General features: G+C 72.0%; 26 protein-coding genes and 1 pseudogene. 16 read left to right on the top strand and 11 right to left on the bottom strand.

The window, feature by feature from the left end:
• Positions 1–4: 4 nt before the first annotated feature.
• On the bottom strand, positions 5–718 hold the full coding sequence (locus ACIQM0_RS27965) for a glycosyltransferase family 2 protein (protein WP_401291668.1): 714 nt from the start codon (positions 716–718) through the stop codon (positions 5–7).
• A 114-nt stretch (positions 719–832) separates the two neighbouring features.
• On the opposite strand from ACIQM0_RS27965, the gene ACIQM0_RS27960 reads away from it, so the two are divergent.
• Both ACIQM0_RS27960 and ACIQM0_RS27955 read left to right on the top strand, forming a co-directional pair.
• Positions 833–1,684, top strand: coding sequence for a response regulator transcription factor (locus ACIQM0_RS27960; protein WP_401291665.1), 852 nt, complete (start codon positions 833–835; stop codon positions 1,682–1,684).
• Entirely contained in the window at positions 1,681–2,787 is a 1,107-nt protein-coding gene (locus ACIQM0_RS27955; RefSeq protein ID WP_401291662.1) for a sensor histidine kinase, read from the top strand. Before ACIQM0_RS27960 ends, ACIQM0_RS27955 begins: the two co-directional genes overlap by 4 nt.
• Before the next feature lie 22 nt (positions 2,788–2,809).
• Here the strand turns inward: ACIQM0_RS27955 and ACIQM0_RS27950 are convergent, their stop codons facing one another.
• The 5 genes from ACIQM0_RS27950 to ACIQM0_RS27930 all read right to left on the bottom strand — a co-directional run bounded on the left by ACIQM0_RS27950 (position 2,810) and on the right by ACIQM0_RS27930 (position 6,940).
• Complete coding sequence (locus ACIQM0_RS27950; protein WP_401291660.1) at positions 2,810–3,880, bottom strand: NAD-dependent epimerase/dehydratase family protein; 1,071 nt, start codon at positions 3,878–3,880, stop codon at positions 2,810–2,812.
• Between the two features lie 117 nt (positions 3,881–3,997).
• The gene (locus ACIQM0_RS27945; RefSeq protein WP_401291657.1) at positions 3,998–4,597 is read right to left on the bottom strand and encodes a hypothetical protein; all 600 of its coding nucleotides are present in this window, start codon (positions 4,595–4,597) and stop codon (positions 3,998–4,000) included.
• On the bottom strand, positions 4,594–5,862 hold the full coding sequence (locus ACIQM0_RS27940; protein WP_401291654.1) for an MAB_1171c family putative transporter: 1,269 nt from the start codon (positions 5,860–5,862) through the stop codon (positions 4,594–4,596). Before ACIQM0_RS27940 ends, ACIQM0_RS27945 begins: the two co-directional genes overlap by 4 nt.
• Before the next feature lie 58 nt (positions 5,863–5,920).
• Positions 5,921–6,481 carry a toxin gene (locus tag ACIQM0_RS27935; protein WP_401291651.1) on the bottom strand — a complete coding sequence of 187 codons (561 nt, stop codon included), beginning with the start codon at positions 6,479–6,481 and terminating at the stop codon, positions 5,921–5,923.
• A 12-nt stretch (positions 6,482–6,493) separates the two neighbouring features.
• Complete coding sequence (locus ACIQM0_RS27930; RefSeq protein ID WP_363021160.1) at positions 6,494–6,940, bottom strand: hypothetical protein; 447 nt, start codon at positions 6,938–6,940, stop codon at positions 6,494–6,496.
• 614 nt (positions 6,941–7,554) lie between these two features.
• Here ACIQM0_RS27930 and ACIQM0_RS27925 point away from each other — a divergent pair.
• Positions 7,555–7,884 carry a MerR family transcriptional regulator gene (locus tag ACIQM0_RS27925; RefSeq protein ID WP_362958337.1) on the top strand — a complete coding sequence of 110 codons (330 nt, stop codon included), beginning with the start codon at positions 7,555–7,557 and terminating at the stop codon, positions 7,882–7,884.
• Between the two features lie 19 nt (positions 7,885–7,903).
• On the opposite strand, the gene ACIQM0_RS27920 is transcribed toward ACIQM0_RS27925, so the two are convergent.
• The gene (locus tag ACIQM0_RS27920) at positions 7,904–8,947 is read right to left on the bottom strand and encodes a LacI family DNA-binding transcriptional regulator (protein ID WP_401291647.1); all 1,044 of its coding nucleotides are present in this window, start codon (positions 8,945–8,947) and stop codon (positions 7,904–7,906) included.
• A 410-nt stretch (positions 8,948–9,357) separates the two neighbouring features.
• Here ACIQM0_RS27920 and ACIQM0_RS27915 point away from each other — a divergent pair, with 410 nt between their 5' ends.
• The 8 genes from ACIQM0_RS27915 to ACIQM0_RS27880 all read left to right on the top strand — a co-directional run bounded on the left by ACIQM0_RS27915 (position 9,358) and on the right by ACIQM0_RS27880 (position 19,859).
• Positions 9,358–10,644 carry an extracellular solute-binding protein gene (locus tag ACIQM0_RS27915; protein ID WP_401291644.1) on the top strand — a complete coding sequence of 429 codons (1,287 nt, stop codon included), beginning with the start codon at positions 9,358–9,360 and terminating at the stop codon, positions 10,642–10,644.
• A gap of 7 nt (positions 10,645–10,651) precedes the next feature.
• Complete coding sequence (locus ACIQM0_RS27910) at positions 10,652–11,554, top strand: carbohydrate ABC transporter permease (protein ID WP_401291641.1); 903 nt, start codon at positions 10,652–10,654, stop codon at positions 11,552–11,554.
• On the top strand, positions 11,551–12,411 hold the full coding sequence (locus tag ACIQM0_RS27905; protein WP_401291638.1) for a carbohydrate ABC transporter permease: 861 nt from the start codon (positions 11,551–11,553) through the stop codon (positions 12,409–12,411). Before ACIQM0_RS27910 ends, ACIQM0_RS27905 begins: the two co-directional genes overlap by 4 nt.
• An 80-nt stretch (positions 12,412–12,491) precedes the next feature.
• Entirely contained in the window at positions 12,492–13,745 is a 1,254-nt protein-coding gene (locus tag ACIQM0_RS27900; RefSeq protein WP_401291635.1) for a glycosyl hydrolase, read from the top strand.
• Between the two features lie 146 nt (positions 13,746–13,891).
• Entirely contained in the window at positions 13,892–16,921 is a 3,030-nt protein-coding gene (locus ACIQM0_RS27895; RefSeq protein WP_401291632.1) for an alpha-mannosidase, read from the top strand.
• Between the two features lie 359 nt (positions 16,922–17,280).
• Positions 17,281–17,484, top strand: coding sequence for a cold-shock protein (locus tag ACIQM0_RS27890; protein WP_015609674.1), 204 nt, complete (start codon positions 17,281–17,283; stop codon positions 17,482–17,484).
• Positions 17,485–17,915: 431 nt separating this feature from the next.
• Positions 17,916–19,496, top strand: a complete 1,581-nt coding sequence (locus tag ACIQM0_RS27885) for a DEAD/DEAH box helicase (protein WP_363021167.1) — start codon at positions 17,916–17,918, stop codon at positions 19,494–19,496.
• A 51-nt stretch (positions 19,497–19,547) separates the two neighbouring features.
• Positions 19,548–19,859, top strand: coding sequence for an SCO5918 family protein (locus ACIQM0_RS27880; protein WP_363021168.1), 312 nt, complete (start codon positions 19,548–19,550; stop codon positions 19,857–19,859).
• 76 nt (positions 19,860–19,935) lie between these two features.
• On the opposite strand, the gene crcB (ACIQM0_RS27875) is transcribed toward ACIQM0_RS27880, so the two are convergent.
• The 3 genes from crcB (ACIQM0_RS27875) to crcB (ACIQM0_RS27865) are packed head-to-tail and all read right to left on the bottom strand — an operon-like array spanning position 19,936 to position 21,070.
• Positions 19,936–20,310 (bottom strand): fluoride efflux transporter CrcB, encoded by a 375-nt coding sequence (gene crcB / locus ACIQM0_RS27875; protein ID WP_401291628.1) that lies wholly within the window; start codon positions 20,308–20,310, stop codon positions 19,936–19,938.
• Positions 20,307–20,657 (bottom strand): DUF190 domain-containing protein, encoded by a 351-nt coding sequence (locus ACIQM0_RS27870; protein WP_385030028.1) that lies wholly within the window; start codon positions 20,655–20,657, stop codon positions 20,307–20,309. Before ACIQM0_RS27870 ends, crcB (ACIQM0_RS27875) begins: the two co-directional genes overlap by 4 nt.
• Entirely contained in the window at positions 20,654–21,070 is a 417-nt protein-coding gene (gene crcB, locus ACIQM0_RS27865; RefSeq protein WP_401291625.1) for a fluoride efflux transporter CrcB, read from the bottom strand. The genes ACIQM0_RS27870 and crcB (ACIQM0_RS27865) overlap by 4 nt, the downstream gene beginning before the upstream one ends.
• Positions 21,071–21,342: 272 nt before the next feature.
• Here crcB (ACIQM0_RS27865) and ACIQM0_RS27860 point away from each other — a divergent pair, with 272 nt between their 5' ends.
• From ACIQM0_RS27860 to ACIQM0_RS27840, 5 genes and pseudogenes are all read left to right on the top strand, one after another.
• Positions 21,343–22,086: a polyprenol monophosphomannose synthase gene (locus ACIQM0_RS27860; protein WP_401291622.1), complete on the top strand. Its 744-nt coding sequence runs from the start codon at positions 21,343–21,345 to the stop codon at positions 22,084–22,086.
• Between the two features lie 67 nt (positions 22,087–22,153).
• On the top strand, positions 22,154–22,891 hold the full coding sequence (locus ACIQM0_RS27855; protein ID WP_401291620.1) for a peptidoglycan recognition protein: 738 nt from the start codon (positions 22,154–22,156) through the stop codon (positions 22,889–22,891).
• 224 nt (positions 22,892–23,115) lie between these two features.
• Positions 23,116–23,346, top strand: a pseudogene (locus ACIQM0_RS27850) (response regulator transcription factor); the annotation flags it as partial.
• A 112-nt stretch (positions 23,347–23,458) separates the two neighbouring features.
• Positions 23,459–24,046, top strand: a complete 588-nt coding sequence (locus ACIQM0_RS27845) for a DUF2975 domain-containing protein (protein WP_401291617.1) — start codon at positions 23,459–23,461, stop codon at positions 24,044–24,046.
• Positions 24,046–24,297 carry a helix-turn-helix transcriptional regulator gene (locus tag ACIQM0_RS27840; RefSeq protein ID WP_363021175.1) on the top strand — a complete coding sequence of 84 codons (252 nt, stop codon included), beginning with the start codon at positions 24,046–24,048 and terminating at the stop codon, positions 24,295–24,297. Before ACIQM0_RS27845 ends, ACIQM0_RS27840 begins: the two co-directional genes overlap by 1 nt.
• Before the next feature lie 13 nt (positions 24,298–24,310).
• Here the strand turns inward: ACIQM0_RS27840 and ACIQM0_RS27835 are convergent, their stop codons facing one another.
• Positions 24,311–25,864 (bottom strand): hypothetical protein, encoded by a 1,554-nt coding sequence (locus ACIQM0_RS27835; RefSeq protein ID WP_401291855.1) that lies wholly within the window; start codon positions 25,862–25,864, stop codon positions 24,311–24,313.
• Between the last annotated feature and the right edge of the window lie 8 nt (positions 25,865–25,872).

The raw sequence follows: 25,872 nt of genomic DNA, 5'->3' as shown, positions 1-25,872 counted from the left end.
GGGCTCACCGGGACACCCCCACCGCGACCGGCGCCTCGCCCAGCACCGCGCGCATGTCGCGCACCGCGTGCCAGGTGCCCCGCCAGGTGCCGGTGACCTTCGACTTCCCGGTGCGCGAGAGGTAGGGGACATCCGTCTCGGCGACCCGCAGCCCCGCGTCCGCCGCCCGCACCACCATCTGCAACGGGTATCCGCTGCGCCGGTCGGTGAGGCCGAGCGCCAGCAGGTCCGCCCGGCGCCCGGCGCGCATCGGCCCCAGGTCGTGCAGCCGCAGCCCGGTACGTCTGCGCAGCAGCCGGGACAGCGCCAGGTTCCCCGCGCGGGCGTGCAGGGGCCAGGCGCCGAGCCGGTCGGGGCGGCGGCGGCCGAGCAGCAGATCGCTCTCGCCGTCCGCGATCCGGCGGACGAAGCCGGGGAGCAGCCCGGGGTCCAGGGACCCGTCGCAGTCGCAGAAGCAGACGAACTCCGCCTCGGCGGCGAGCAGCCCGGCGTGGCAGGCGGAGCCGAAGCCGCGCCGCGGCTCGTGCACCACCGTCGCGCCGAGCGACCGGGCCAGTTCGGCCGAGCCGTCGGTGGAGCCGTTGTCGACGACGATGGCGCGCCAGCCGCGCGGGATCGCGCCGAGCACCCCGGGGAGGGCGGCGGCCTCGTCCAGGCAGGGCAGCACGATGTCGGCGCGGGGGCCGGAGGTGTCGCAGGAGTCGGTCACCCGGCTCACCCTACGGAGCACAATCCGACATTTCGGGCCATGGATTCTTACGAAACGTGGACGTCGACCGTGTGGCGGTGTCCACACGCCCGGCGCGCGGGGAACGGGTGCCAGGGTGGGGTCATGCAGCCCGCCCTTCCCGCCCGTCCGGCGCCGGGGGGCCCGGAAGCCGGGGGCGAGGTCTCCGGCCCCGGCCCCGCTCCCGTCCCCGGCCCCGCTCCCTCCCGTGACCCGGCCACCGCCCCCGTCCCCGGCCATGTCCTCGTCGTGGACGACGACCCGACCGTCTCCGAGGTCGTCGCCGGATACCTGACCCGTGCCGGCTACGACGTGGCCCGCGCGGCGGACGGCCCGGCCGCGCTGGAGTGCTTCGCCCGCCGCCGCCCCGACCTGGTCGTGCTGGACCTGATGCTGCCCGGCATGGACGGCTTCGAGGTCTGCCGCCGGATGCGGGCACACGGGCGGGTGCCCGTCATCATGCTCACCGCGCGCGGCGACGAGGACGACCGCGTCCTCGGCCTGGAGACGGGGGCGGACGACTACGTCACCAAGCCGTTCAGCCCGCGCGAACTCGTCCTGCGCGTCGATTCCGTGCTGCGCCGCGCCGGTGCGGCCGCCGTACCCGCCGGGCGCCCGGCGCTGATCGAGGGCGCGGGCCTCGTCCTCGAACCGGCGGCCAGGCGGGCGACCAGGGACGGCCGGGTACTGGCCCTCACCCTGCGCGAGTTCGACCTGCTCGCCTTCCTGCTGCGCCACCCGGGCCGGGCCTTCACCCGGGAGGAGCTGATGAGCGAGGTGTGGGGCTGGGACTTCGGTGACCTGTCGACGGTGACGGTCCATGTGCGCCGGCTGCGCGGCAAGGTCGAGGCGGACCCGGCCCGGCCGGAGCTCATCCGTACGGTCTGGGGCGTGGGCTACCGCCTGGACCTGCCGCCCGGCCCGCCGGCGGACGCCTCCTCGGGGGAGCCGGCATGACCGACATACTCCTCATCGCGCTGTTCGCGTTCCTCGGCGCGGCCGCGGCCGGGCTGCTCGGCGCGCTCGTCCTGCGGCTCTTCCGGCACCGCTCGCTCGTCGTCTCGCTGACCGTCGTCGCCGCCGTCGCCGTGACCGCGATGCTCGCCGGGACGCTGGCCGTCGCCTGGGCGATGTTCCTGTCGCCGCACGACCTGTCCGTGGTCACGACCGTCGTCGCGATGGCCGCCGTCGTCTCGCTCGTCACCGCGATGCTGCTCGGCCGCTGGGTGGCGGCGCGGAGCCGCGATCTGACCCTCGCCGCCCGCTCCTTCGGCGACGGCGGCACCTTCGCGGCGCCCGCCGCCCCGGCCACCGCCGAACTCGCCGCCCTCACCCGGGAGCTGGCCGCCACCAGCGCCAAACTCGACAGTTCACGTGAGCGCGAGCGCGCCCTGGAGACCTCGCGGCGGGAGCTCGTCGCCTGGATCTCGCACGACCTGCGCACCCCGCTCGCCGGGCTGCGGGCCATGTCGGAGGCGCTGGAGGACGGCATGGCCGTCGACTCACGGCGCTATCTGCGGCAGATACGCACCGAGGTGGAGCGCATGAACGACATGGTCGGCGACCTCTTCGAGCTCTCCCGCATCCACGCCGGTTCGCTCACCCTCAGCCCCACCCGGATCTCCGTGTACGACCTGGTGGGCGACGCGCTCGCCGGCGCGGACCCGCTGGCCCGCGAGCACGGCGTACGGCTGGTCGGTGACCGGATCGAGGCGGTGCCCGTCGAGGTCGACGGCAAGGAGATGAGCCGGGTCCTGGGCAACCTCCTGATCAACGCGATCCGCCGCACCCCCGCCGACGGCACCGTGGCGGTGGCCGCGCAACGCACGGGCGGCGGTGTGGTCCTGTCGGTGACCGACGGCTGCGGCGGCATCCCGGAAGAGGACCTGGCCCGGGTCTTCGACACCGGATGGCGCGGCACCCACGCCCGTACGCCCCCGGCCGGCGCGGGTCTCGGGCTCGCCATCGTGCGCGGGATCGTCGAGGCGCACGAGGGCCGGGCCGAGGTCCGCAACGTCACCGGCGGCTGCTGCTTCGAGGTCACCCTGCCGGTGGCGTGAGCGCGGGGCGGCGGACGCCGGGTCAGTGGGCCGGGCTCGCGGCCATGTCCCGCTGCGGGGCCGCCGCGAACTCCGCCATGCCCTCCGCGAAGCCCACCGCGGGCTTCCAGCCCAGCTCGTCGCGGAGCCGCCGGGAGTCGGCCGTGACATGGCGTACGTCCCCGAGCCGGTACTCACCGGTGACCGCCGGGGCCGGGCCGCCGTGGGCGGAGGCCAGGGCCTGGGCCATCTCGCCGATGGTGTGCGGCTCCCCGCTCCCGGTGTTGTACGCGGCGAAGCCGCCCGGCGGGAGCCCGGAGACGGCCTCCAGCGCCACCGCGTTCGCGGACGCCACGTCCCGCACATGGACGAAGTCCCGCCGCTGCGCGCCGTCCTCGAAGACCTGCGGCGGCTCGCCCCGGGCCAGCGACGAGCGGAAGAACGAGGCGACCCCGGCATACGGGGTGTCGCGCGGCATCCCCGGCCCGTACACGTTGTGGTAGCGCAGCGACAGCGCCCGCCCGCCGGTCGCGCGCGCCCAGGAGGAGGCGAGGTGTTCCTGGGCGAGCTTGGTGCTCGCGTACACATTGCGCGGGTCCACCGGCGCGTCCTCGCCGACGAGCCCCGGGGTCAGTTCCGTACCGCAGGAGGGGCAGAGCGGCTCGAACCTGCCCGCGGCCAGATCGGTCTCCGCCCTGGGCCCCGGCCGGACCGGGCCGTGGAGGCGGCACGCGTAGCGGCCCTCGCCGTAGACCACCATCGACCCGGCGAGCACCAGGCTCCGCACCCCGGCCCCGGCCGCGGCGGCGAGCAGCACGGCCGTCCCGAGGTCGTTGCACCCGACGTACTGCGGGGCGTCCGCGAAGTCCTTGCCGAGGCCGACCATCGCCGCCTGGTGGCACACGGCGTCGATGCCGCGCAGCGCGCGGTCCACGGCCTCGCGGTCGCGGACGTCCGCGACGATCAGCCGGCTGTCGGCCCGCCGGTCCGCTCCCTCGCCGTGCGCCGAGGGCAGCAGGGCGTCGAGCACCACCGCCTCGTGCCCGGCCGAGGTGAGGGTCCGGACGATCTCCGACCCGATGAACCCGGCTCCGCCGGTGACCAGTACGCGCATGACGGCCACGCTAGGACGCCGCGGCCGGTGGGCGGGGTTGCGCGGTCGGCACGTCACGGGACCGTAAGAACCGGACCCGTTCGGCGGGGCGGCTTCCGGCCGCCCGGTGACGACGGATCAGCCGAACAGGAACGCGCCGGCCGTGGCCGCGCCCAGCGCGGTCCCCGCGGTCACCTGGCCGACCGTGTGGTAGCCGAGCGCGACCCTGGACCAGCACACGGCGGCCGTCATCAGGTACCCGAACAGCCACCACGGCGAATGGACCACGGCGAGCAGGGCGACGACGGCCGAGGCGACCGAGGCGTCCACCGAGATCTTCCAGACCGTGTTCACGGCCAGCAGGACGACCGTCATCGCCCAGAGCGCGAGCATCGCGGTCAGGATGCCGGTGGGGGCGCCGCCCAGCACCATGACCGCGGAACCGGTGCCGATGGAGCCGAGGATGACGAGGAAGATCGGGGCCCGCTTGGTGCGGTCGACGACATGGCGGTCGCCCCAGGTGCCGCGTCCGCGTTCCCACTCGATGTAGCCGGCCGGGATGATCCCGGCGCACAGGGCGCCGAGCAGTCCCCACAGCAGTCCCGTCCACTCGCCCGCCGCCGCGCATCCGGTCGCGAGCATCCCGGCGAGCAGGAGATTACGTGGCTGGAAGACATCGGTCACCGTACGGGCGGTGGAGGTGGTGCGGGAGGTCTCCGCGAGGCCGGTGCCGCTCATGCCGTCTGTTCCTTCGCTGCTGCTGTCGCTGTGGAGGACTCCAGGACCTGCCGGGCCCGGTCGGCCGTGACCGTCCGGTACGCGGCGGCGACCCGGACCAGCCAGGCGACCTCGCCGTCCTGGTCGGTCGCGTGCTGGGTGCCGACGGCCGCCGCGTGCCCGGGGGCCGTGCCGTCGGCGTGGGCCGCGAGGGCCGCCTTGATCCAGTACGCGTCGGTGAGCGGTCCCGTCCGCTCCCGGTCGGTGGCGGTGGCCTCCGCGGCGGCCCCGGCGGCCGCGAGGAGGGTGTCGGGGGCGTAGTGGCGCAGCTTCTCCACCGCGTCGGCGATGTCCGCCGTCCAGCGGTCGATCCGCAGGTCCGCCGGGGTGCCGAACCGGGTCAGCTCGCGGACCAGCGGGGCCGGGGGGTCGAAGGGCTGGTCGGGGAAGGCCGCCATCAGCTCGTACCAGAGCGCGTGCAGTCGGACCTGGGCGCGCCAGAGCTTCGCCCGGCGGCGGAGGTTGCTCAGGGCGGGGATGGAGGCGCCGACCGCGAAGAAGGCGAACAGCACCACCTGCGCGGCCTCGGTGATCTCGTCGAAGTCCAGCGCGAAGGCCTCGCTCGGCGGGTCGATCACGCTCACCCAGAGGAACAGCGTCCGGCTGACGGTGTATCCGACCCCGATGAACATCGCGAACGTCATCATGCCGAGGCCGATGCGCAGGCGGCGGAGCCCGGCGCTCGCGGTGGCCAGCGCCCACTGGTAGGCGCAGACGGCGGACGCGGTGCCGAGGTAGAGGTAGAACACGCTCATGTAGAGCGTCGCGCCCCACTGCCCGGCGTGGTCGGCGACGAAGCGGTCCGAGGGGACGGAACGGTCGACGACCGTGAAGAACAGCACCGTCAGCAGCACCAGCGTGGCGACCGACGCCTTCGCGGCCACCTGCTGGATCAGCCGGGCGAACCGTACGTGCCGCGGGACGCCCCCGGCATCCGGGTACTGGCCGTAGATGGCGACGATGTAGCTGAGGATGGCCAGGATCGCGACGGTCGCCGTGTAGTGCTTGATCAGCACCGAGAGGTCGGTGACGGAGCTGTCGTTGAGCCCGATGCGCACGACCCGGGTCTTGGTCCACAGGGCGGCGGCGAATCCCGCGTAGCAGCCCCACAGGGCCCGGCGGCGCCGGTCGTCCTCGTCGCCCCAGAGGGCGGCCGGCATGCGCCACAGGGCGACGGCTGTCATCAGGCCGGCTATCAGGTAGCCGGCGAGGTCGAGCGGTGTCACGGCGGAAGTCCTCGGGGTGGGGGAAGGGTTCGGCTGCGGAGCGGGGGCCGGGCCGGTGCTACGTGCGGCGGAACAGTCCGCGGCGGCGGTGGGCGACCGGGAGGGAGAGCGAGTCGGCGAGCCGCCCCACCATGTCATCGCTCGTCACCTCCCTGGCCATCCGGGGGATGAGCGAGGCACCGAATTCGGCCATGCGTTCGTCGTGGGTGTCGTACTGGGTGCGGGCCTGCACGGCGTCGGGGGTCAGGAGCGCGTCGGGGCCGATGACCCGGGAGATCAGCGAGGTGTCGAAGACGGGCAGCAGCCGCTGGAGCTGCTCGGCGTCCAGCGAGGTGCCGTGGTCGAACCACTCGTGGCACAGCTCGTGCAGGATGACGTGCTGGGTCCGGTACGCGGTGGGCCGCCGGCGGTAGAGGACGAAGCTGGTCCCGCCGGCCTTCAGCCGCAGCCCGCAGGCGCCGTTGACGCGGGCCAGCCGGTCGGGCATCTCGTGCAGCACGATGGTGCGGTCGCCCGCCTCCTCCATGTTCGCCACCAGGCCGGCGATCGAGAAGGGCGCGGGCAGGGGGAGCCCGGCGAGTCCGGCCTCGCACTCTTTCCGCAGTCTGCGCAGGGACATGTGACCGAGGCCCTAACTCCGTGGTCCGCCGTCGGCGGGGCGCTGCCGGTTCTTCGCGTCCTCCAGCAGGGCGAGCGCGAACTGCAGCAGCTCCGGGGGCAGTCCCTCCTCGTTCAGTCCCCGTCCGGCCAGCCCGCTGATGTCCCCGGTGCGCCGCTTGGCCAGGAACTGCAGACCGTCGACGACGTCGTCGACGACCTCGGACTCCTCCTTGAAGAAGCGCCAGTCCACACCGAAGCCGAGACCGAGCGCCTTGAGGATGTCCTCGGAGGGCTGGGTGACCTTGCCGGCCAGGATGTTGGAGAAGTAGCTGTGCGAGAGCGATCCGCCGCGTTCCTTGACCAGGTCCGCGAAGACCCGCCCCGAGATCTTCCGGCCCGGGAAGGTCTTCTCGACCATGTACTCGACCTTCTGCCGCAACGTCCGCAGTTCCGGCGCGCGTTCCTCGCCGCTGTCCATCCGGCCCCCCACGTGTCCGTCCCCCGCGCGGGGCCTGTCCGGCGCCGTGCGGTGTCCGATTCGGTCAACGGGCTCGTACTGTAACGAACGCCCGGCCCGCCGCTCCCGGCGCGGGAGCCCATGAGCGCATTCCGAACGGGGACGTACCGGCACATCCTGCGGCGGTGTACAGGAGCAGGGTTGCGCAAATACTCTACGTCACTGTTAACTCGAAAAAACACGGGCAGGGGACCACGAGGGGAGCCCCTTGCCCGTGAGTTCGGCGGCGACGCCTGCGCGAACGGGGCCTCCCATGACGGGGCAGGGTGCGCACAGGGGTGTAGCCCTTCACGACGGGGGATGCGTGAAGGGCTACGTGTGCATTATGGCCCGAGGGCACGCAGTCATCAACTGACCCGCCGGTCAGTGTTCTTGCGAGCGCGGTGCCGGGGCTCCGCGGACGCGGCCGAAGAGGGCGGGACCGCGCCCCGGACCGGCGGCCCCGGGGGCCGCCCGCTCAGATAACTTCCCCCATCCGGCCAGGGAAATCTGTCGCGGCTATGATAGAGACGATGGCTCGCACAACGAGAGTTCCTCCTCCGGTCAACGAAGTCGGCGACACGCGGCAGGTGCCCATGCCCCCAGAAACCCCTCCGCATTCCACCGACCGTCTCGATGACGACGACTACCCCGCCTACACCATGGGCCGCGCCGCGGAGATGATCGGCGCCACGCCCGGATTCCTCCGCGCGATCGGCGAGGCCAGGCTGATCACCCCGCTGCGGTCGGAGGGCGGCCACCGCCGCTACTCCCGCTACCAGCTCCGCGTCGCCGCCCGCGCCCGGGAGCTCGTCGACGGGGGCACGCCGGTCGAGGCCGCCTGCCGCATCGTGATCCTGGAGGACCAGCTCGAAGAGGCGCTCCGGCTCAACGAGGAGCTGCGCAGGCCGACTCCCGGCCCCTGAGGGCCGCTTCTCACGCTTTTCAGGGCGCCGCCTTCCGGCTGTTCGCCGTCTCCACCACCGCCGCCGTGCTGCCCCGTTCGATGAGCCGGGGCAGCGGCACCTGGATGGTGTGCGCCGTGCCGCCGTCGAGCAGCGCGGTCAGCTCCCGCGCGGCGAGCCGCCCGAACGCGACCGTGTCCCTGGACAGCGCGGTCAGCCACGGCGCGGTGAGCCGGCACAGCGCGGAGTCCTCCCACGACACCACCGACACATCGGCCGGGACCCGGAAGCCGAGGCCCGCCGTCACCGCCACCCCGGCCGCGGCCATCACGTCGTTGTCGTAGACGATCGCGGTCGGCGGGGTGTCCTGCTCCAGCACCCGGCGGGTCACGGCCGCGCCCTCGGTGTCCGAGTAGTCCGTGGTCACCGAGTGGGCCTCGGTCAGTCCGCGCCGGTCGGCCTCGATGCGCAGGGACCGGATGCGCCGGTCGGTGTGCGCGAGCGAGGGCAGTCCGGCGATGTGCACGATGCGCCGGTGCCCCAGCTCGTGCAGCCGGCCGACGACGGCCGCCATCGCTCCCGCGTCGTCGGCGCGGATCTGTGAGAGGCCCGGGTGAGGGCCGGTGTCGCTGCCGGGGAGGGCGCCGATGACGACGCCGGGCAGGCCCAGTTCGTCCAGCAGGCCGACGCGCGGGTCATCGGTGCGGGGGTCGACGACGAGTACGCCGTCGACCCGCCGCTCGGCCCACCAGCGCCGGTAGACCGCGCACTCGGCCGTCACGTCCTCCACCACCTGGAAGAGCAGCCCGAGCCGGCGCTCGGCCAGGACCTCCTGGATGCCGGAGATCAGCTGGAGGAAGAAGGAGTCCACGCCCAGGTTCGCCGCCGGACGGGCCACCACCAGCCCCACGGTGGCCGAGCCCTCGCCCGACAGCGCGCGGGCGGCGGTGCTCGGATGCCAGCCCAACTGCTCGGCCACGCGCCGGATTCGGTCCCGGGTGATCGCCGAGACCCCCGGGCGGTCGTTGAGCGCGAAGGAGACCGCGCTCTCGGACACGCCGGCCCGCTGGGCGATGTCCTTCATGGTCGGCCGTCGTGCGGGCGTGCGTCTGGCCGGCGGGGTATCCCCGGCCGGCGGCCGCTTCGGTGTCACCGAGTGCCTCTCTCCTGCGTTCCCTGTGGCTCTCATGGGTCGTCGGGTTCGCGCTCCCCCGGGGGGCATCGTAGGGCTTCCCGGTCCCATGGTCGAGCGAACCGCTCCTGCAACTAATGCGCTTGAGCTGATGGCACCTAAAGCGCATTAGTCGTAGATCTTCAATGCAGTGTCACTCGGGTCTGACCTGCGGGTATGTCGAGAGTAGCCACTTAACTGCGGAGAATGTATTGACTTTCCGTCACGCGCATTGCAGGGTCTGCTGGGCGAACGCATCCGGCCGGTCCGCGACCTCCGGTTCGCCGTCCGCACGCCTGGTCCGAGCAAAGGAGCCGTTCACCGTGCGCATCTCTCGCAGAGCAGTCGCCACTGCCGCCGTCCTCGCCACTGTCCTGCCGTTGAGCGCCTGTGGCGGTGGATCGGGGACGGGTTCGTCCGACGCCTCGGGCAAGGTCGAAGGCAAGATCACCTTCCAGACCTGGAACCTCCAGGCGAACTTCAAGGACTACTTCAACGGCGTGATCGCGGACTTCGAGAAGAAGTACCCGGACACCGACGTCAAGTGGGTCGACCGCCCCGGCGAGGGCTACGCGGACAAGATCAGCGCGGACGCGGCCGGCGGCACCCTGCCGGACGTCGTCAACGTGTCGCCCGACCTGGTGGCCCCGCTGGCCAAGGCGGGCATCGCACTGGACCTCGACAAGGCGGCTCCGAAGTACCGCGAGGAGTACCTGGCGGGCGCCTGGCAGAGCCATCAGATACCGGGCACGGAAGGGACGTTCGCCTTCCCCTGGTACCTCAACACCGGGCCGATGTTCTACAACAAGCGCCTCCTCAAGGAGGCCGGACTCGATCCAAAGAACCCGCCGTCCACCTACGACGAGGTCTTCTCCGACGGTCTGAAGCTGGCCGAGAAGAGCAAGGGCAAGGTCGCCACCCTCGCGAACGTCCCCACCATCGAGGACTTCGGCCGCTACGGCGGACAGCTGATGAACAAGGAAGGCACCGGCTTCGCCTTCAACGACGCCAAGGGCATCGAACTCCTCACGCACTACAAGGAGTTGTACGACGCCAAGGCGCTCGACGCGCAGGCCCTGACCGCGACCCCGGAGTCGTCGGGCCACAAGTTCCTCACCGAGTCCGTGGCGATGAACCCGGGCAGCGCGCTGGACCTGGCCAACTTCAAGAAGCAGGCACCGAGCCTCTACAAGAACATCGGGATCACCGACCAGGTCAGCAGCACCGGCAAGGCCAACATGTACGTCATGGGCATCATGGTGAACGCGCAGACCAAGCGGAAGCCCGCCGCCGTGGCCTTCGCCCACTACATGACCGACGCGACCCGGCAGATGGAGTTCGCGAAGAAGGTCGCCATCTTCCCCAGCACCGCCGGATCGCTCGACGACCCGTACTTCACCCAGGAGGACGGCACCGACGAGACCCGCGTCCGGGTCGCCGCCGCCAAGTCCCTGAAGACGGCGGTCAATTACACGCCGGTCCTGTTCAGCGAGCAGATGAAGACCGAGCTGCGCAACCAGATCGCCAAGGCGCTGCAAGGAAAGCAGAGTCCCAAGGAAGCCCTTGACAACGCTGTCAAGGCCTGTGACCGGCTGTTGCAGCAGAGCTGAGCCCCCGGTGACCACCTCCGCCCCCGCCCCAGCCCGCCGCATCAGCCGCCATCTGCCCCTCAGCCCCTGGCTGTTCGCGGCTCCCGGGCTGATCGTGGTCGGTGCCTTCAGCCTCTACCCGTTCTTCAGCACCCTGGTCAACGCCTTCACCGACCGGCGGACCCTGGTCCCGGGGAAGTTCGTCGGCCTGGCCAACTTCCGTGAGCTGCTGCACGACGAGATGTTCTGGACCGGGCTGCGCAACAGCGCGCTGTACGTCCTGGTCGTCGTCCCGGCCCTCGTCATCCTGCCGCTGCTGCTGGCGATGCTCGTCCAGCGGCACATCCCCGGCATCACCTTCTTCCGCTCCGCCTTCTACACCCCGGTCGTCGCGTCCATCGTCGTCGTCGGCCTGATCTGGGTGTGGATGCTCGACGACCGGGGGCTGATCAACTCCCTCCTGGAAGCCGTCGGCATCGGCAAGGTCGGCTTCCTCAGCGACCAGTGGCTGCTGCTGGGCAGCGCGATGGTGGTCACGGTCTGGAAGGGCCTCGGCTACTACATGATCATTTACCTGGCCGCGCTGTCGAACGTACCGAGGGAGCTGCACGAGGCCGCCTCCGTGGACGGTGCCGGGGTCGTGCGCCGCTTCTTCACCGTCACCGTTCCCGCCATCCGCTCCACCATGGTGCTGGTCGCGGCGCTGTCCTCGGTCTCCGCCTTCAAGGTCTTCTCCGAGGTCTATCTGATGGCCGGCCCCTCCGGCGGCCCGGCGGGCGAGGACACCACCCTGGTGATGCTCGTCCAGCGGGTCGGCACCGGGCTGACCGGGCGGGTCGGGTACGCCTCCGCCATCTCGGTCGTCATCTTCGTCGTCACCGTCGGCCTGATGCTCCTGGTGCTGCGCGCCGACCGCAAGGAGGACGCGTGAGCTTCCTGAAGACCACCGACGCGGAAGGGCGCCGCGTCGCGCCCTGGCAGCTCGTCCTGCGGTACGTGCTGCTGCTCGCCGTACTGGTGCTGACCGTGGGACCGTTCCTGTGGCAGCTCTCGACCTCGCTGAAGGGTCCGAACGAGGACATCTTCAGCTCGCCGCCGAAGTTCTTCCCCAGTGATCCGACCCTGGACAACTACAGCAGGGTCGCCGACACCATCCCGGTGTGGGACTACGCCTTCAACTCCCTCAAGGTCGCCGCCGCCAACGTGGTCACCAACTGCGTCGGCGCCGCACTGGCGGGCTACGCACTGGCCCGGCTGCGCTACCGGGGGCGCGGGGCCGCGACGCTGGCGTTCATCCTCGCCATGCTCGTGCCCGTGGAGGGCATCATCATCGCCCAGTTCACCACCATGCGTGACCTCGGACTGAACAACACCCTGCTCGGGGTGCTGCTGCCGGGGTCCATCGGGGCGATGAACGTCCTGCTGATGCGCAACGCCTTCCTGAACCTCCCCCAGGAGGTGGAGGAAGCGGCCTTTGTGGACGGTGCCAACGTGTGGCAGCGCTTCCTCAGGATCGCGCTGCCCTCGGTCAAGGGCACCCTCGCCGTCGTCGCGATCTTCGCCTTCATGGGCTCGTGGGACGACTTCCTGTGGCCGCTGATCGTCCTCAGCGACCCGGAGAACTTCACCCTGACCATCGGGCTGAACTATCTGCACGGCACCTTCGCCAACGACGAACGGCTCGTCGCCGCGGGCACGATCATCGCCGTGCTCCCGCTCATCGTGCTCTTCGCCGGTCTGCAGCGCTTCTTCTTCCGGGGTGTCGGCGAAGGAGCCGTCAAGGGCTGACCCGCCCGACCCCGATCCGCCGGACGGGCCGCGGCCGACCGCCGCGGCCCCGCACCACAGAACCAGGACCCCTGTTCCGTATGAACACCTCCCCGATGCGTTTCGGCGCCAACTACACGCCCAGTCAAGGCTGGTTCCACCACTGGCTGGACTTCGACCTCGACGCCGTGCGCGCCGACCTGGACTCGATCGCCGGTCTCGGCCTCGACCACATCCGGGTCTTCCCGCTCTGGCCGCTCTTCCAGCCCAACCGCACCCTGATCCGCCCGCGCGCCGTCGAGCAGCTCGTCCAGCTCGCCGACGCCGCCGCCGAACGCGGGCTCGACGTCAGCGTGGACGGGCTCCAGGGCCATCTGTCGAGCTTCGACTTCCTGCCCGCCTGGACCCGGACCTGGCACCGGCGCAACCTCTTCACCGACCCCGACGTGGTCTCCGGACAGGCCGAGTACCTGCGGACGCTGGCCGCCGCCCTCGCCGACCGGCCCCACTTCATCGGGATGACGCTCGGCAACGAGATCAACCAGTTCTCGGGGGAGCCGCACCCCGACCCGGACCGCATCACCCCCGAACAGGCGGGCAACTGGCTGACCCGGATGCTCGACGCCTGCGAGGAGGGGGCGCCCGGAAAGCTCCATCTGCACGCCGAGTACGACGCCTCCTGGTACCAGGACGACCACGCCTTCACCCCCGCGCACGCGGCCCGGATCGGGGCCGTCACCGCCGTGCACTCCTGGGTCTTCAACGGCACCGCCCAGCGGCACGGCCGCACCGGCACCGCCACCGAGCACCACGCCGCCTACCTGATCGAGCTCTCCAAGGCCTGGGCCCTCGACCCGCACCGGCCGGTCTGGCTCCAGGAGGTCGGCGCCCCCGCCCCGCTGATCCCGGCCGAGCACGCCGCCGGGTTCACCGCGGCGACCGTCGAGAACGCACTGGACTGCGAGGACGTCTGGGGCGTCACCTGGTGGTGCTCCCACGACGTGTCCCGCTCGCTGGCCGACTTCCCCGAACTCGAATACGGGCTCGGCCTGTTGACCAACGACCGGCAGGTCAAGCCGGCCGGCCGGGCCATCGCCCGGATCATCGAGGAGCAGCGCGGCCGGACGCACCGGCCCGCGCTCCGGACCACGGCCCTCGTCGTCGACACCGGGGACGACACGACCGCGCCCCGCCGCTCCACCTGTGCCCCCGGCGGCGAGGTCTTCGAGGCCTTCGCCCGGCTCACCGCGGACGGGGCCCGCCCCACGACCGTCCTCGCGAGCAAGGCCGGCGACGCGGAGCACCTCGCCGCCCGCGGCATCACCGAGGTCGTCGCACCGGACCAGGTCCGGTGACCCCACGCGGTCCGTGACCACCGCGTACCGCACCGGAATCGCACCTCGCACGTTACGGAGCACACCATGAACGAGCCCGGCGCCGCCTCCGTCGCGCACCGCTGGTAACCGCCCCCACCACCCCACCTCATATCGGAGCCACCCTCATGCACGACGACCGCAGCCTGGTCGAAGCCCGTCTGAAGCGCGTTCTCGACGAGCGCATCCGGCCGGCCGTATACCCGGAATCCGTACCGCTGGACGTAGCCGTCTGGAACGCGCCGGGCGAGCCCGTTCCGGTCGCGGAGGGCCTCGCGGGTGCCACCGAACCGATCGCGGTCGGCGACCGGTGGGGCGCCCCGTGGGGCACCTGCTGGTTCCGGGTCTCCGGGACGGTCCCCGAGGCCTGGGCGGGCCGGACCGTCGAGGCGCTGCTCGACCTCGGCTTCGACGAGAACATGCCGGGCTTCCAGTGCGAGGGCCTCGTCTACCGCCCCGACGGCACCCCGGTGAAGGGCCTCAACCCGCGCAACCAGTGGGTGCGCGTCGGCGCCCCCGCCGCCGGTGGCGAAGAGGTGCTGCTGCACATCGAGGCCGCGTCCAACCCGGTCATCCTCGACTACCACCCCTTCCTGCCGACCCAGCTGGGTGACAAGGAGACCGCGGGCAGCGAACCGCAGTACACCCTCGCCCGGATGGACCTCGCCCTCTTCGACGAGAACGTGTGGAACCTCGTCCAGGACCTGGAGGTGCTGGGCGAGCTGATGCAGGAGCTGCCGGTCGACGGCGCCCGCCGCTGGGACATCCTGCGCGCCGTCGGCCGCTCGCTCGACGCGGTCGACCTCCAGGACGTCAACGGCACCGCGGCCGCCGCCCGCGAGCAGCTCGCCGCCGTCCTCGCGACGCCCGCGCAGCCGTCCGCGCACCGCATCAGCGCCGTCGGCCACGCCCACATCGACTCCGCCTGGCTGTGGCCGCTGCGCGAGACGGTCCGCAAGGTCGCCCGTACGACGTCCAACATGACGGCCCTGCTGGAGGACGAGCCGGACTTCGTCTTCGCGATGTCGCAGGCCCAGCAGTTCGCCTGGATCAAGGAGCACCGCCCCGAGGTCTACGCGAAGGTCAAGCAGGCCGTGGCGGACGGGCGGTTCGTGCCGTCCGGCGGCATGTGGGTCGAGTCCGACACGAACATGCCCGGCTCGGAGGCGATGGCCCGCCAGTTCGTGCACGGCAAGCGGTTCTTCCTCGACGAGTTCGGCATCGAGAACGACGAGGCGTGGCTGCCCGACACGTTCGGCTTCGCGGCCGGACTGCCGCAGATCATCAAGGCCGCGGGCTCCAAGTGGCTCCTCACCCAGAAGATCTCGTGGAGCCAGACCAACAAGTTCCCGCACCACACCTTCCGGTGGGAGGGCATCGACGGCACCCGGATCTTCACGCACTTCCCGCCCGTCGACACCTACAACTGCTCCATGAAGGGCAGCGAGATCGCCCACGCGGCGAAGAACTTCAAGGACAAGGGAGTCGCGCAGCACTCCCTCGCGCCGACCGGCTGGGGCGACGGGGGCGGTGGCACCACCCGCGAGATGATCGCCAAGGCGGCCAGGATGCGCAGCCTCGAAGGGTCCGCGACGGTCACCTGGGAGACGCCCACCGACTTCTTCACCAAGGCGGAGGCGGAGTACCCGAACGCACCGGTGTGGGTCGGCGAGCTCTACCTGGAGCTGCACCGCGCCACCCTGACCAGCCAGGCGAAGACGAAGCAGGGCAACCGCCGCAGCGAGCACCTGCTGCGCGAGGCCGAGCTGTGGGCCGCCACCGCCGCCGTGCGGACCGGCTCCGCCTACCCGTACGAGCAGCTGGACCGGATCTGGAAGACGGTGCTGCTGCACCAGTTCCACGACATCCTGCCCGGCTCGTCGATCGCCTGGGTGCACCGCGAGGCGGAGAAGACGTACGCGGCCGTCGCCGAGGAGCTGAACGGCATCGTCGACACCGCGCAGCGCGCCCTGGCCGGTGACTCCGCGGCGGGCCGGACCCTCCTCTTCAACTCCGCCCCGCACGCCCGCGGCGGCGTCCCGGCCGGTGCGTCGGCCGCCGTCACGGCCGCCGACGGCGGCACGCTCGCGCCGCGCGAGGGCGGCGGGTTCGTCCTGGACAACGGCCTGCTGCGGGTGGAGATCGACGCCCGCGGACTGGTCGTCTCCGCGTACGACATCGGCGCCGGGCGCGAGACGGTGGCCCCGGGCCAGGCCGCGAACCTGCTCCAGATCCACCCGGACTTCCCGAACATGTGGGACGCGTGGGACGTCGACGCGTTCTACCGCAACACCGTCACCGACCTGACGGACCTCGACGAGCTCACCCCCGTCGAGGACGGCGGCGCCGTGTCCGTACGGATCGTCCGCGGCTTCGGCGACTCGAAGGTCACCCAGCGGCTGACCCTCGCGCCGGGCGTCAAGCGGCTCGACATCGACACCGAGGTCGACTGGCACGAGACGGAGAAGTTCCTCAAGGCGGCGTTCCCGCTGGACATCCACGCCGAGCGGTACGCCTCCGAGACGCAGTTCGGGCACTTCTACCGGGCCACCCACACCAACACCAGCTGGGAGGCCGCCAAGTTCGAGGCCTGCAACCACCGCTTCGTCCACCTGGAGGAGCCGGGCTGGGGCGTGGCGCTGGTCAACGACTCGACGTACGGGCACGACGTGACCCGCACGGTCCGCGACAGCGACGCGGGCACGACCACCACCGTGCGGGTCTCGCTGCTGCGCGCCCCGCGCTTCCCTGACCCGGAGACCGACCAGGGCGTGCACCGCTTCCGGCACGCGCTCGCGCCGGGCGCCGCGATCGGCGACGCGGTCCGCGAGGGCTTCCGCATCAACCTGCCGGAGCGCCGGGTGGCCGGTGACCGCGAGGTGGCTCCGCTGGTGGCCGTCGACAACGACGCGGTCGTGGTCAGCGCGGTCAAGCTGGCGGACGACGCGAGCGGCGACCTGGTCGTGCGGCTCTACGAGTCGACGGGCGGCCGGGCCGGGGTGCGGCTCGCGGCCGGCTTCGAGGCCGTCGGTGTCGTGGCGACCGATCTGCTGGAGCGGCCGCTGGCCGACGCCGTGGTTCCCGAGCTCGTCGGCGGCGGCGTCCAGCTGTCGCTGCGGCCGTTCGAGCTGATCACGCTGAGGTTCGCCCGCGGCTGATCCCCGGCCCGGTGCGCCCGCGGACCCGTCCGCCGGCGCACCGGGCGGTGCGGCACCGCCCCGTGCGGCGGCGAATATCTACAGCGACAAGCACAGAATTTTACGCAATGCGCGATGAGGGTTTATGGCGCGCCGGGCGGAGTGTAATTACTTGCCGCGCCTGGCCGCATTCATTGTGCTACTGTAGATCTCAGTTGCAGTTGTGGTTCCCAAAGACTCCAAGTGCTCTCCTCAGCTAAATGGGCTGAGTGGGTGCACTTTTGTATTTCCGGTTCATTATCCGGATGGGGTAATCATCGCGGCGACGTGGGACTGGCACAGTGCGAGTCCCCGGGCTCTGCCCCAGAAGGAGATAAAACATGGCTACTGGCACCGTCAAGTGGTTCAACGCGGAAAAGGGCTTCGGCTTCATCGAGCAGGATGGTGGCGGCGCTGACGTCTTCGCCCACTACTCGAACATCGCCGCCAGCGGCTTCCGTGAGCTGCAGGAGGGCCAGAAGGTGAACTTCGACGTCACGCAGGGCCAGAAGGGCCCGCAGGCGGAGAACATCACCCCCGCGTAACCTGATTGCTTCGGCGCTCACGCGCTGAGATGCTTTCGCGCAGCTGGGGCCCGCACCTTGGGGTGCGGGCCCCAGCTCGTTGCTTTTCCGGGCCCACCCCCGAGCGATGCCGTGCCGGTGCACCACCGCCACGAGCTGCCGGGCAGGCGCCCAGAACCAAGATCTTCACCGTGCGGCGGACGATCCGCCATGGCTCCCGGACCGGAACACCGGCCCGCCGGAGCCCCGTGACGTGACCTGCAGGACCGCTCCGCGGGCCCGCTCGTCCCGTCATTGCGAAGCACCGGACCCGGTTCGGCCGGGCCCCGTATCGGCTCAAGACCGGCTGCCGGGCTTCGTTCACGTATGCCAACGGCCCGTTCTTGCGATTCTTGTGCCGCTCGTCGCGCAACGAATTCCTCGATACGCGCCATATCGAGGAAGGGTTCCGTATGAACCGCGACCGCACAGCCCGTTCAAATGACCGTTATTCCCGCACCACCTCCGGCGGCTCCCGTTCGGGCGGCGGCGGCTTCCGCTCGCAGGCCCCGAGCCGCCAGGGCGGCCAGGGCCGCTTCGGCGCCCCGGCCCAGCGCTCCGGTGGCGGCGGTGGCTACGGCCGCCGGCCCGCCGCGAAGCAGGGCGAGTTCGCCCTGCCGAAGACCATCACCCCGGGCCTGCCCGCCGTGGAGGCCTTCGCCGATCTGGACATGCCGTCGCCGCTGCTGTCGGCGCTCGCCAACGAGGGCGTCACGGTGCCGTTCCCGATCCAGGCGGCCACGCTGCCGAACTCGCTGGCCGGCCGTGACGTACTGGGCCGCGGCCGTACCGGCTCGGGCAAGACGCTCGCCTTCGGTCTGGCCCTGCTGGCCCGTATCGAGGGACGGCGCGCCGACGCCCGCCGTCCGCTGGCCCTGGTGCTCGTCCCCACCCGGGAACTGGCCCAGCAGGTCACCGACGCGCTCACCCCGTACGCCCGCTCGCTCAAGCTGCGGATGGCCACGGTCGTCGGCGGCATGTCGATCGGCCGGCAGTCGGCCGCGCTGCGCGGCGGCTCCGAGGTCGTCGTCGCCACTCCGGGCCGGCTGAAGGACCTGATCGAGCGGGGCGACTGCTCGCTGGACCGGGTCTCCATCACCGTCCTGGACGAGGCCGACCAGATGGCCGACATGGGCTTCATGCCGCAGGTCACCGAGCTGCTCGACCAGGTGCAGCCGGAGGGCCAGCGGATGCTGTTCTCGGCCACCCTGGACCGCAACGTCGACCTGCTGGTGCGCCGCTACCTGCACGACCCGGTCGTCCACTCGGTCGACCCGGCCGCCGGTGCGGTGACGACGATGGAGCACCACGTGCTCTACGTCCACGGCGCCGACAAGTACGCCACCACGACGGAGATCGCCGCCCGCGACGGCCGCGTGATCATGTTCCTGGACACCAAGCACGCCGTGGACAAGCTCACCGACCACCTGCTCAACAGCGGGGTCCGGGCGGCGGCGCTGCACGGCGGGAAGTCGCAGCCGCAGCGCACCCGCACCCTGACCCGGTTCAAGACCGGGCACGTCACGGTGCTGGTCGCCACCAACGTCGCGGCCCGCGGCATCCACGTCGACAACCTCGACCTGGTCGTGAACGTCGACCCGCCGAGCGACCACAAGGACTACCTGCACCGCGGCGGCCGCACCGCCCGTGCCGGGGAGTCCGGCAGTGTCGTCACGCTGGTGCTGCCCAACCAGCGCCGCGAGATGACGCGCCTGATGGCCGACGCCGGGATCGTCCCGCAGATCGCCCAGGTCCGCTCCGGTGAGGCCGAGCTCAGCCGGATCACCGGTGCGCAGACGCCCTCGGGCGTGCCCGTCGTCATCACCTCGCCGGTGTCGGAGCGGCCCAAGGGCGGTTCCTCGTCCCGCGGCCGCCGCAGCCGCCCGGCCCAGGCCCGGCGCACCTCGTCGTCCTCGGCGTCGTCTTCCTCGTCGTCGTCCCAGCCGCGGGGTGGCGGTGCGCAGCGCCGGCCCTCCGGCAACCGTGCCGCCTGACCGTTGCCCGCGTTCCCGTCCGGTTCCGCTCCCCGACCCCGTTGAGGCACTATGCGCTGCGTCATCGCCCGCTTCCCTTTCGACCTTTTCAAGCACGAGGTCGAGGCATCGATGAAGGGCATCAAGCCCGAACCCGTCACCGGGGAATCGGTGATCATCAGCCGTCGTGTCTATCCGGTCAAGCAGGTGGGTGAAGTGATCACCCGGCAGGACCGTCGCGACTTCACGGCCGGTGAGGTGACCCGGGCGCTGGGGCGTCTCGGCTTCACCTGCCGGTCCGTACCGGCGCCGTCCGCTCCGGTGGAGCTCAGCCCCATGGAGGCCGCTTCGGCCGCGCTGGGCAGTCCCGGACAGGACGCCTGAACCACCGCACCACACGCCGGGGCCCGGCTTCCCCTCAGGGGAGCCGGGCCCCGGTGCGTCGTGTGTCCCGCGGCGGTCAGCCCCGGAGCGCCTCGGCGAGCGTGACGCCGACGAACACCGCGCCCAGCCCCGCCACCACGCTCGCGACCACGTTGGCCGCCGCGTAGAACCGTGCGCCGTCCTCGGCCAGCCGCAGCGTCTCGTAGCTGAAGGTCGAGTACGTGGTCAGCGCCCCGCAGAGCCCGGTGCCCAGCAGCAGCTGTACGTGCGAGGAGGCGGCGCCGGCCGTCACCGCGCCGGTCAGCAGCCCCAGCACCAGGCAGCCCGTGACGTTCACCGTGAACGTTCCCCAGGGGAAGACGGTGTCGTGCCGGGACTGCACCGCCCGGTCGGTCAGGTACCGCAGGGGGGCGCCGACCGCGGCGCCGACGATCACCAGCAGCCAGTTCACCGGGGCTCCTGCGGCTCTCCCCGCCGCACCAGCTCGCAGGCGTCCAGGACGACCGGGCTGTCGCCGGTCAGCTCCTCGATCAGCGGCAGGAACGCGCGCACCTTCTCCTCGGTGTCCACGATCACCACCGCCACCGGCAGGTCCTCGCTCAGCGAGAGCAGCCGCTGGGTGTGGATCATCGACGAGGCGCCGAAGCCCTCGATCCCGCGGAACACGCTGGCGCCCGCCAGTCCCGCCGCGTGCGCCCGGTGCACGATCTCGGTGTAGACGGGCCGGTGGTGCCAGCCGTCGGTCTCCCCGACCAGGACGGTCAGCCGCAGGGCGCGCTCGGTCCTCGATGTCGTCATGACTGCCTCCACGCCAGCGCGCGGCGTGTCAGCCACACCGCGCTCCACACCGCCGCGAGGGCCGCGAGCAGTGTCAGTCCCAGATAGGCCAGACCGCTGCGGGCCCGGTCCGCGTCGACGAGGCGCTCGATGTCCACGGCGTAGGTGGAGAAGGTGGTGAACCCGCCCAGCACCCCGGTGCCGAAGAACGGCCGCACCAGCCGGTGGGCCGCCCACACCTCGCTGATCACCACCATGAACACGCCGATCACGGCGCAGCCGACGACGTTCACCACGAGGGTCGTCCACGGGAACCCGTCACGCGCCGTGGGCCACAGCAGCGACGCCCCGTAGCGCGCGGACGCGCCGGCCGCGCCGCCGAGCGCGATCACCGCGACGACCGGGACCTGGGGGTTCAGGGGCTTGGTGGGCACACGTCTCCTACCTGCCGGGGCGCCCGCCGGACGCGAGCGCGCTCGTCGCCAAGTAGGGACCGTTGGCGGCGCGCTCGCGGCCGCGGTTCGGGTACGGCGGGCCCCACCGCCGCGCGGTGGCCGTCACCGGCCCCCGCTTCCTCCAGATTATCGCGTGGTCCGTACGGGGGCGTGCCGGGCCCGATGCGGCTCCCGGGGCCCGGGGATCCCCGGTGTTAGGCTCGCGCGGCCGTCCGCGCGGATCGCGGTGTCACGAGGACCGACACGAGGGAATGGCCGTGGAGAAGACGCCTCCGAGGATCGTGGTGGTCGTACCCACCTATGACGAGCGGACGAACCTGCCGGTCCTCGTCGGCCTGCTGACGGACCTGGGCCTGCCCGGTCTGCGCGTTCTCGTGGTCGACGACAACTCCCCGGACGGCACGGGCGAGGTGGCCGACCGGCTCGCCGAGGAGACCGGGGGCGTCGTGGGGGTGCTGCACCGGACGGCGAAGGACGGGATCGGCCGGGCCTATGTGGCGGGGATGACGCGGGCGCTCGCCGAGGGCGCGGACGTGGTGGTCCAGATGGACGCGGACCTCTCCCATCCGGTGTCCAGGGTGCCGGTCATGGTCGACACGCTGTTCGCGGAGGACGCCGCGGTGGTGATCGGCTCGCGCTATGTGGAGGGCGGCTCGCTCGCGACGGAGTGGCCCCGGCACCGCAAGGCGCTGTCCGCCTGGGCCAATTTCTACGTCAACGCGATTCTGCGGCTGGGGGTGAAGGACGCCACCGCCGGGTTCAAGGCGTGGCGGGCCGCTGCGCTGAACGCGATCGACGTCCCCTCTGTGCACAGCAACGGGTACTCGTTCCAGGTGGAGATGAACCACCGCGCGGTCCGGCGCGGGCTGCGGATCGTCGAGGTCCCGATCCGGTTCGAGGAGCGGGTCAGCGGTGAGTCGAAGCTCGGTCTGCGGGTGCAGATCGAGTCCGCGATCGCCCCGTGGAAGCTGCTCCTGGGCCGGTACAGGGGCTGACTCCCGGCCGTTCACCCGATCGGCCACCGCATCTGCGGGCCCGGCGGGGAGGCCGCAGGGTGGTCCCATGTGGCCCCGTCGAGTCGTGCTGGGCGCCGCGGTCCTCCCGCTCGCCCTGCTGGTGCCGCGGGACTCCCCGGTGCGGCTCGCGCTGCCCGTGACGGCCGCCCACGAGCGGCCGCGCCCGGTGCCGCGCGGGGCGGCGCAGCCGGCGATCGTCAGCCGGGCGGTCTGGCGGGCGGACGAGCACCTGGTCAGGGAGCCGGCGGTCTACACGGGCCCGGTGCGGGCGGTCTTCATCCACCACACCGGCGAGTCCAACGACTACGACTGCGCGGACGTGCCCCGGATGCTGCGGGCGGTGGAGGAGTCCCACATCGAGGGCAACGGCTGGGACGACATCGGCTACAACTTCCTGGTCGACCGGTGCGGGACGATCTACGAGGGCCGGGCGGGCGGCGTCCGGCGTTCGGTCCGCGGCGCGCACACCACGGGCTTCAACGCCGACAGCGTGGGCATAGCGGTGCTGGGCAACTACGGAAGCGGGGCCACGGTGCCGCCGGTCCTGGTGCGGGCGCTCGCGAGGGTGGCCGCGTGGAAGCTGATGCCGGGCGCCGATCCGCGCGGCACGGTGCGGCTGGTCTCGACGAACGACGCGAGCAGGTTCCCCAAGGGCGCGGCCGCCGTGCTGCCCGTCATATCGGGCCACCGCGACGTGTACCAGACCAACTGTCCGGGCGAGGCGCTGTACGCCCAACTGCCCGCGATCCGGGCCGCGACGGCGGCTCTGCGCAAGGGGCGGTGAACGGCGGGGGACCGCCCCCGTCGGACGAGGCGAAGGCCCGGCTCGACGCCCGGCTCCGACGGCGTACGGGGGCAGGCCCCCGGGCCGGTGTCCACCGGTCGGTGGACACCCGGTTCCACCGGCCGGGGCTGCCGGGCGCGGGGCCCCGCGGACCAGCGTTCACCGCATGAGAACACGACCCGTACGGATGGCCCGCTGGGTGCGCGGCACCCGTGGAAGGCGATCGTCGGCTGGTGGCCAGGATGCGCCGGCCCGTGCCCGTCACGCTGACCGCCCGCGAGGCGGAGGTGCTGAACGCGGTCGCCGACGGGCTGTCCAACGGGGAGATCGGCCGACGGCTGTTCACCGGCGAGGCCACGGTGAAGACCCACCTGCTGCGGATCTTCGCCAAGCCCGACGTCAGCGACCGCACGCGTGCGGTGGTCGTCGCGATGAACGGCGGTCTGCCGCACCGGCGTCAGGCCGCTCCCGTGGAGTCCCGCCGGGTTCTCCGACGACCAGGCACTTGTCGATTATCGATATGCTGCTCTAAGGTGAGCATATCGATAATCGATGGAAAGAGATGCGATGAACACGCGACTCATGAGCGCCCTGTCCACGGTGACCTTCGGTCTGGCCGTCCTGAGCGGACTCGCCTTCCTCGGTACGGGCGTCACGCGCATGCTCGACGACGGGGCGGTCTGCGTGGAGACGGGCTTCTGGGCCAATGCCCGGCTGGCGTCGGACGGGCTGCCGGTCGCGAAGGGTGTGGAGGCGTCGGGCAGCCTCACGCGGCTCTGCCAGGACAGCCCCTCCGTGGGCCAGCGCGCGGCCGACCTGGGCGGCGAACTGCCCTGGCTGCTGTTCGGCGCCCTCGCGCTGCTGCTGTTCTCCCGGCTGCTGACGTCCGTGCTGCGGCAGGGCCCGTTCACCGAGGCGGTGGCCCGGCGGCTCACCGCCCTGGGCTGGTTCGTCACCGTGGGCACGCCGCTGGCCGGGCTCGTCGTCGGGTGGTCGCGGTCCTGGCTCGTCGGGAGCATGGCGCCGGGCGTGGGCTCCGGGCCGACGGTCACCGGACCGATGGTGCTCGTGCTCGCCGGCCTCGCGGGTGTGATCCTGGGGAAGATCATGCGGGAGGGCGCGCGTATGCGAGAGGACCTGGAGGGGACCATCTGATGCCCGAGGAGGAGCTCCACTCGATCCGCATCCACCTCGACCGGCTCCTGGCCGAGCGCGGAATGACGCTCACCGAACTGTCCGCGCGGGTGGGCATCACCGTCGTGAACCTGTCCGTGCTCAAGAACGGACGGGCCAAGGCCGTCCGCTTCTCGACGCTGTCGAGGATCTGCGACGTCCTCGGCTGCCAGCCGGGCGACCTGATCACCCACGAGCCCGCGGAGCCCGCCGGGCCCTCGGAGCCCGCCTGAGGGCCGGCCCGGCTCAGCAGTCGGCGGCGTCGCGCGACAGCCCGTACGCCGAGTCCAGCCGGTAGGTACCGCCCCTCGGTACGGTGAGCCTGGTCCAGTCGCCGTCCTGCCGCAGGCAGCCACCGGCACCGCGCCCGCCGACCGCGCGTGCGCGCAGCCACGGCGAGTACGCGAGCCGTACGGTCACCGAGCCCGCCTCCGGCACCCGGACCACCAGATCGGCCTCGCTGCCGCTCACGACCGAGGCCGGCGCCGGCACCAGGGGCACCGCGTCACGCACCCGGTAGACGGTCCAGCCGTCGTCCCGCCACACCTTCCGCAGCCAGGGCAGCCCGCTCCGCACCAGGGCCGCCTCCGCCTCCGCGGGACCGTCGGGCTTCCCGTGGTGCAGCACGACGTACCCGACGGCCCAACGGTCGAGCCAGGCACGGTAGGTGGCCGGGGACAGCGTCCCGTCGTAGAACAGCCGCCCCCGCTCCACGTCGAGTTGGCGGTTCCAGCCGCGTGCCATGTTCACGTGGCGGGCCAGGACGGTCGCCTCCCGGTGGTTGCGGGCGGGGACGACCTCCACCCGGGTGAGATCGGCGTTCAGGCGGCGCAGTTCGCCGACGACGCCGTCCGTGCGGGCCGCCCAGGACGGCGTGTGGTCGGAGACCCTCAGATCGTCCAGGGTCTTGTCGGCCAGCCAGTTGGCGGACAGCCCGAGGGCCACGGCGATCACGGCGATGCGCGTCCAGTGCCTCTCCCGGAGGAGCGTCAGGAGCGCCGCGAGGAGCACGGGGACCGCGACGAGACCGAGGAGCCGCTCGACGTTCGTGCCGATCGGGGAGGCGACGAGGAAGACGAGGACGACGCCGACGGCGTACACCACGGCGCCGTATCGCGGTACGCGCCATGCGCGCCCCGGCGGCGCCGCGACGGCCAGCGCGGCGCAGACGATGAGCGGCATCCACAGCCGGCCGCTGTGCATGGGCTGCTCGCCGCCGCCGGGGAAGAGCAGCGCGACGGTTCCCACGACGACGAAGAACGGGACGATCAGGACGACGCCCTTTCGCCACTGCCGGTCGAGGAGGTACGCCGCCCCCGCCACCACGAGGAACAGCCCCGCGACCGGACTGGCCATCGCCGCCAGCGCCCCGGCCACGACGGCGACCACGGCGCGGTGGGCGTACAGGCAGGCGACGAGCCCGATCGCGACGCCGAGCGCGAACGTCGTGCGGCCCGACGCGACGTTGCACCACAGGGCGAGCGAGGCGAGTACCGCGGGGGCGAGCGGCAGGCGCATCCCGGTGCGTACGAACAGCACGGCGATGAGCCACGAGCCGGCGATCCCGGCGGCCACGGAGACCGTCCGGACACCGAGGAAGGCCATCAGGTAGGAGGAGAAGACGCTGTAGCCGGCGGTGTGGATCCCGCCGTACCAGGAGAGGTTGTACGCCGAACCCGGGTGGCGTGCGGTGAATCCCGACCAGGCGAGCTGCGCGGCCAGGTCGCCGCCGCCGGTGGCCAGGACGAGCGCCCACACGACGTACAGCGGGACGACCACGGCAACGGCGACGAGCGGCACGCGCTGCC

The sequence above is a fragment of the Streptomyces sp. NPDC091387 genome, from assembly GCF_044756945.1.
Lineage (GTDB): Bacteria > Actinomycetota > Actinomycetes > Streptomycetales > Streptomycetaceae > Streptomyces.
This window is presented reverse-complemented; position numbering and strand designations above follow the sequence as displayed.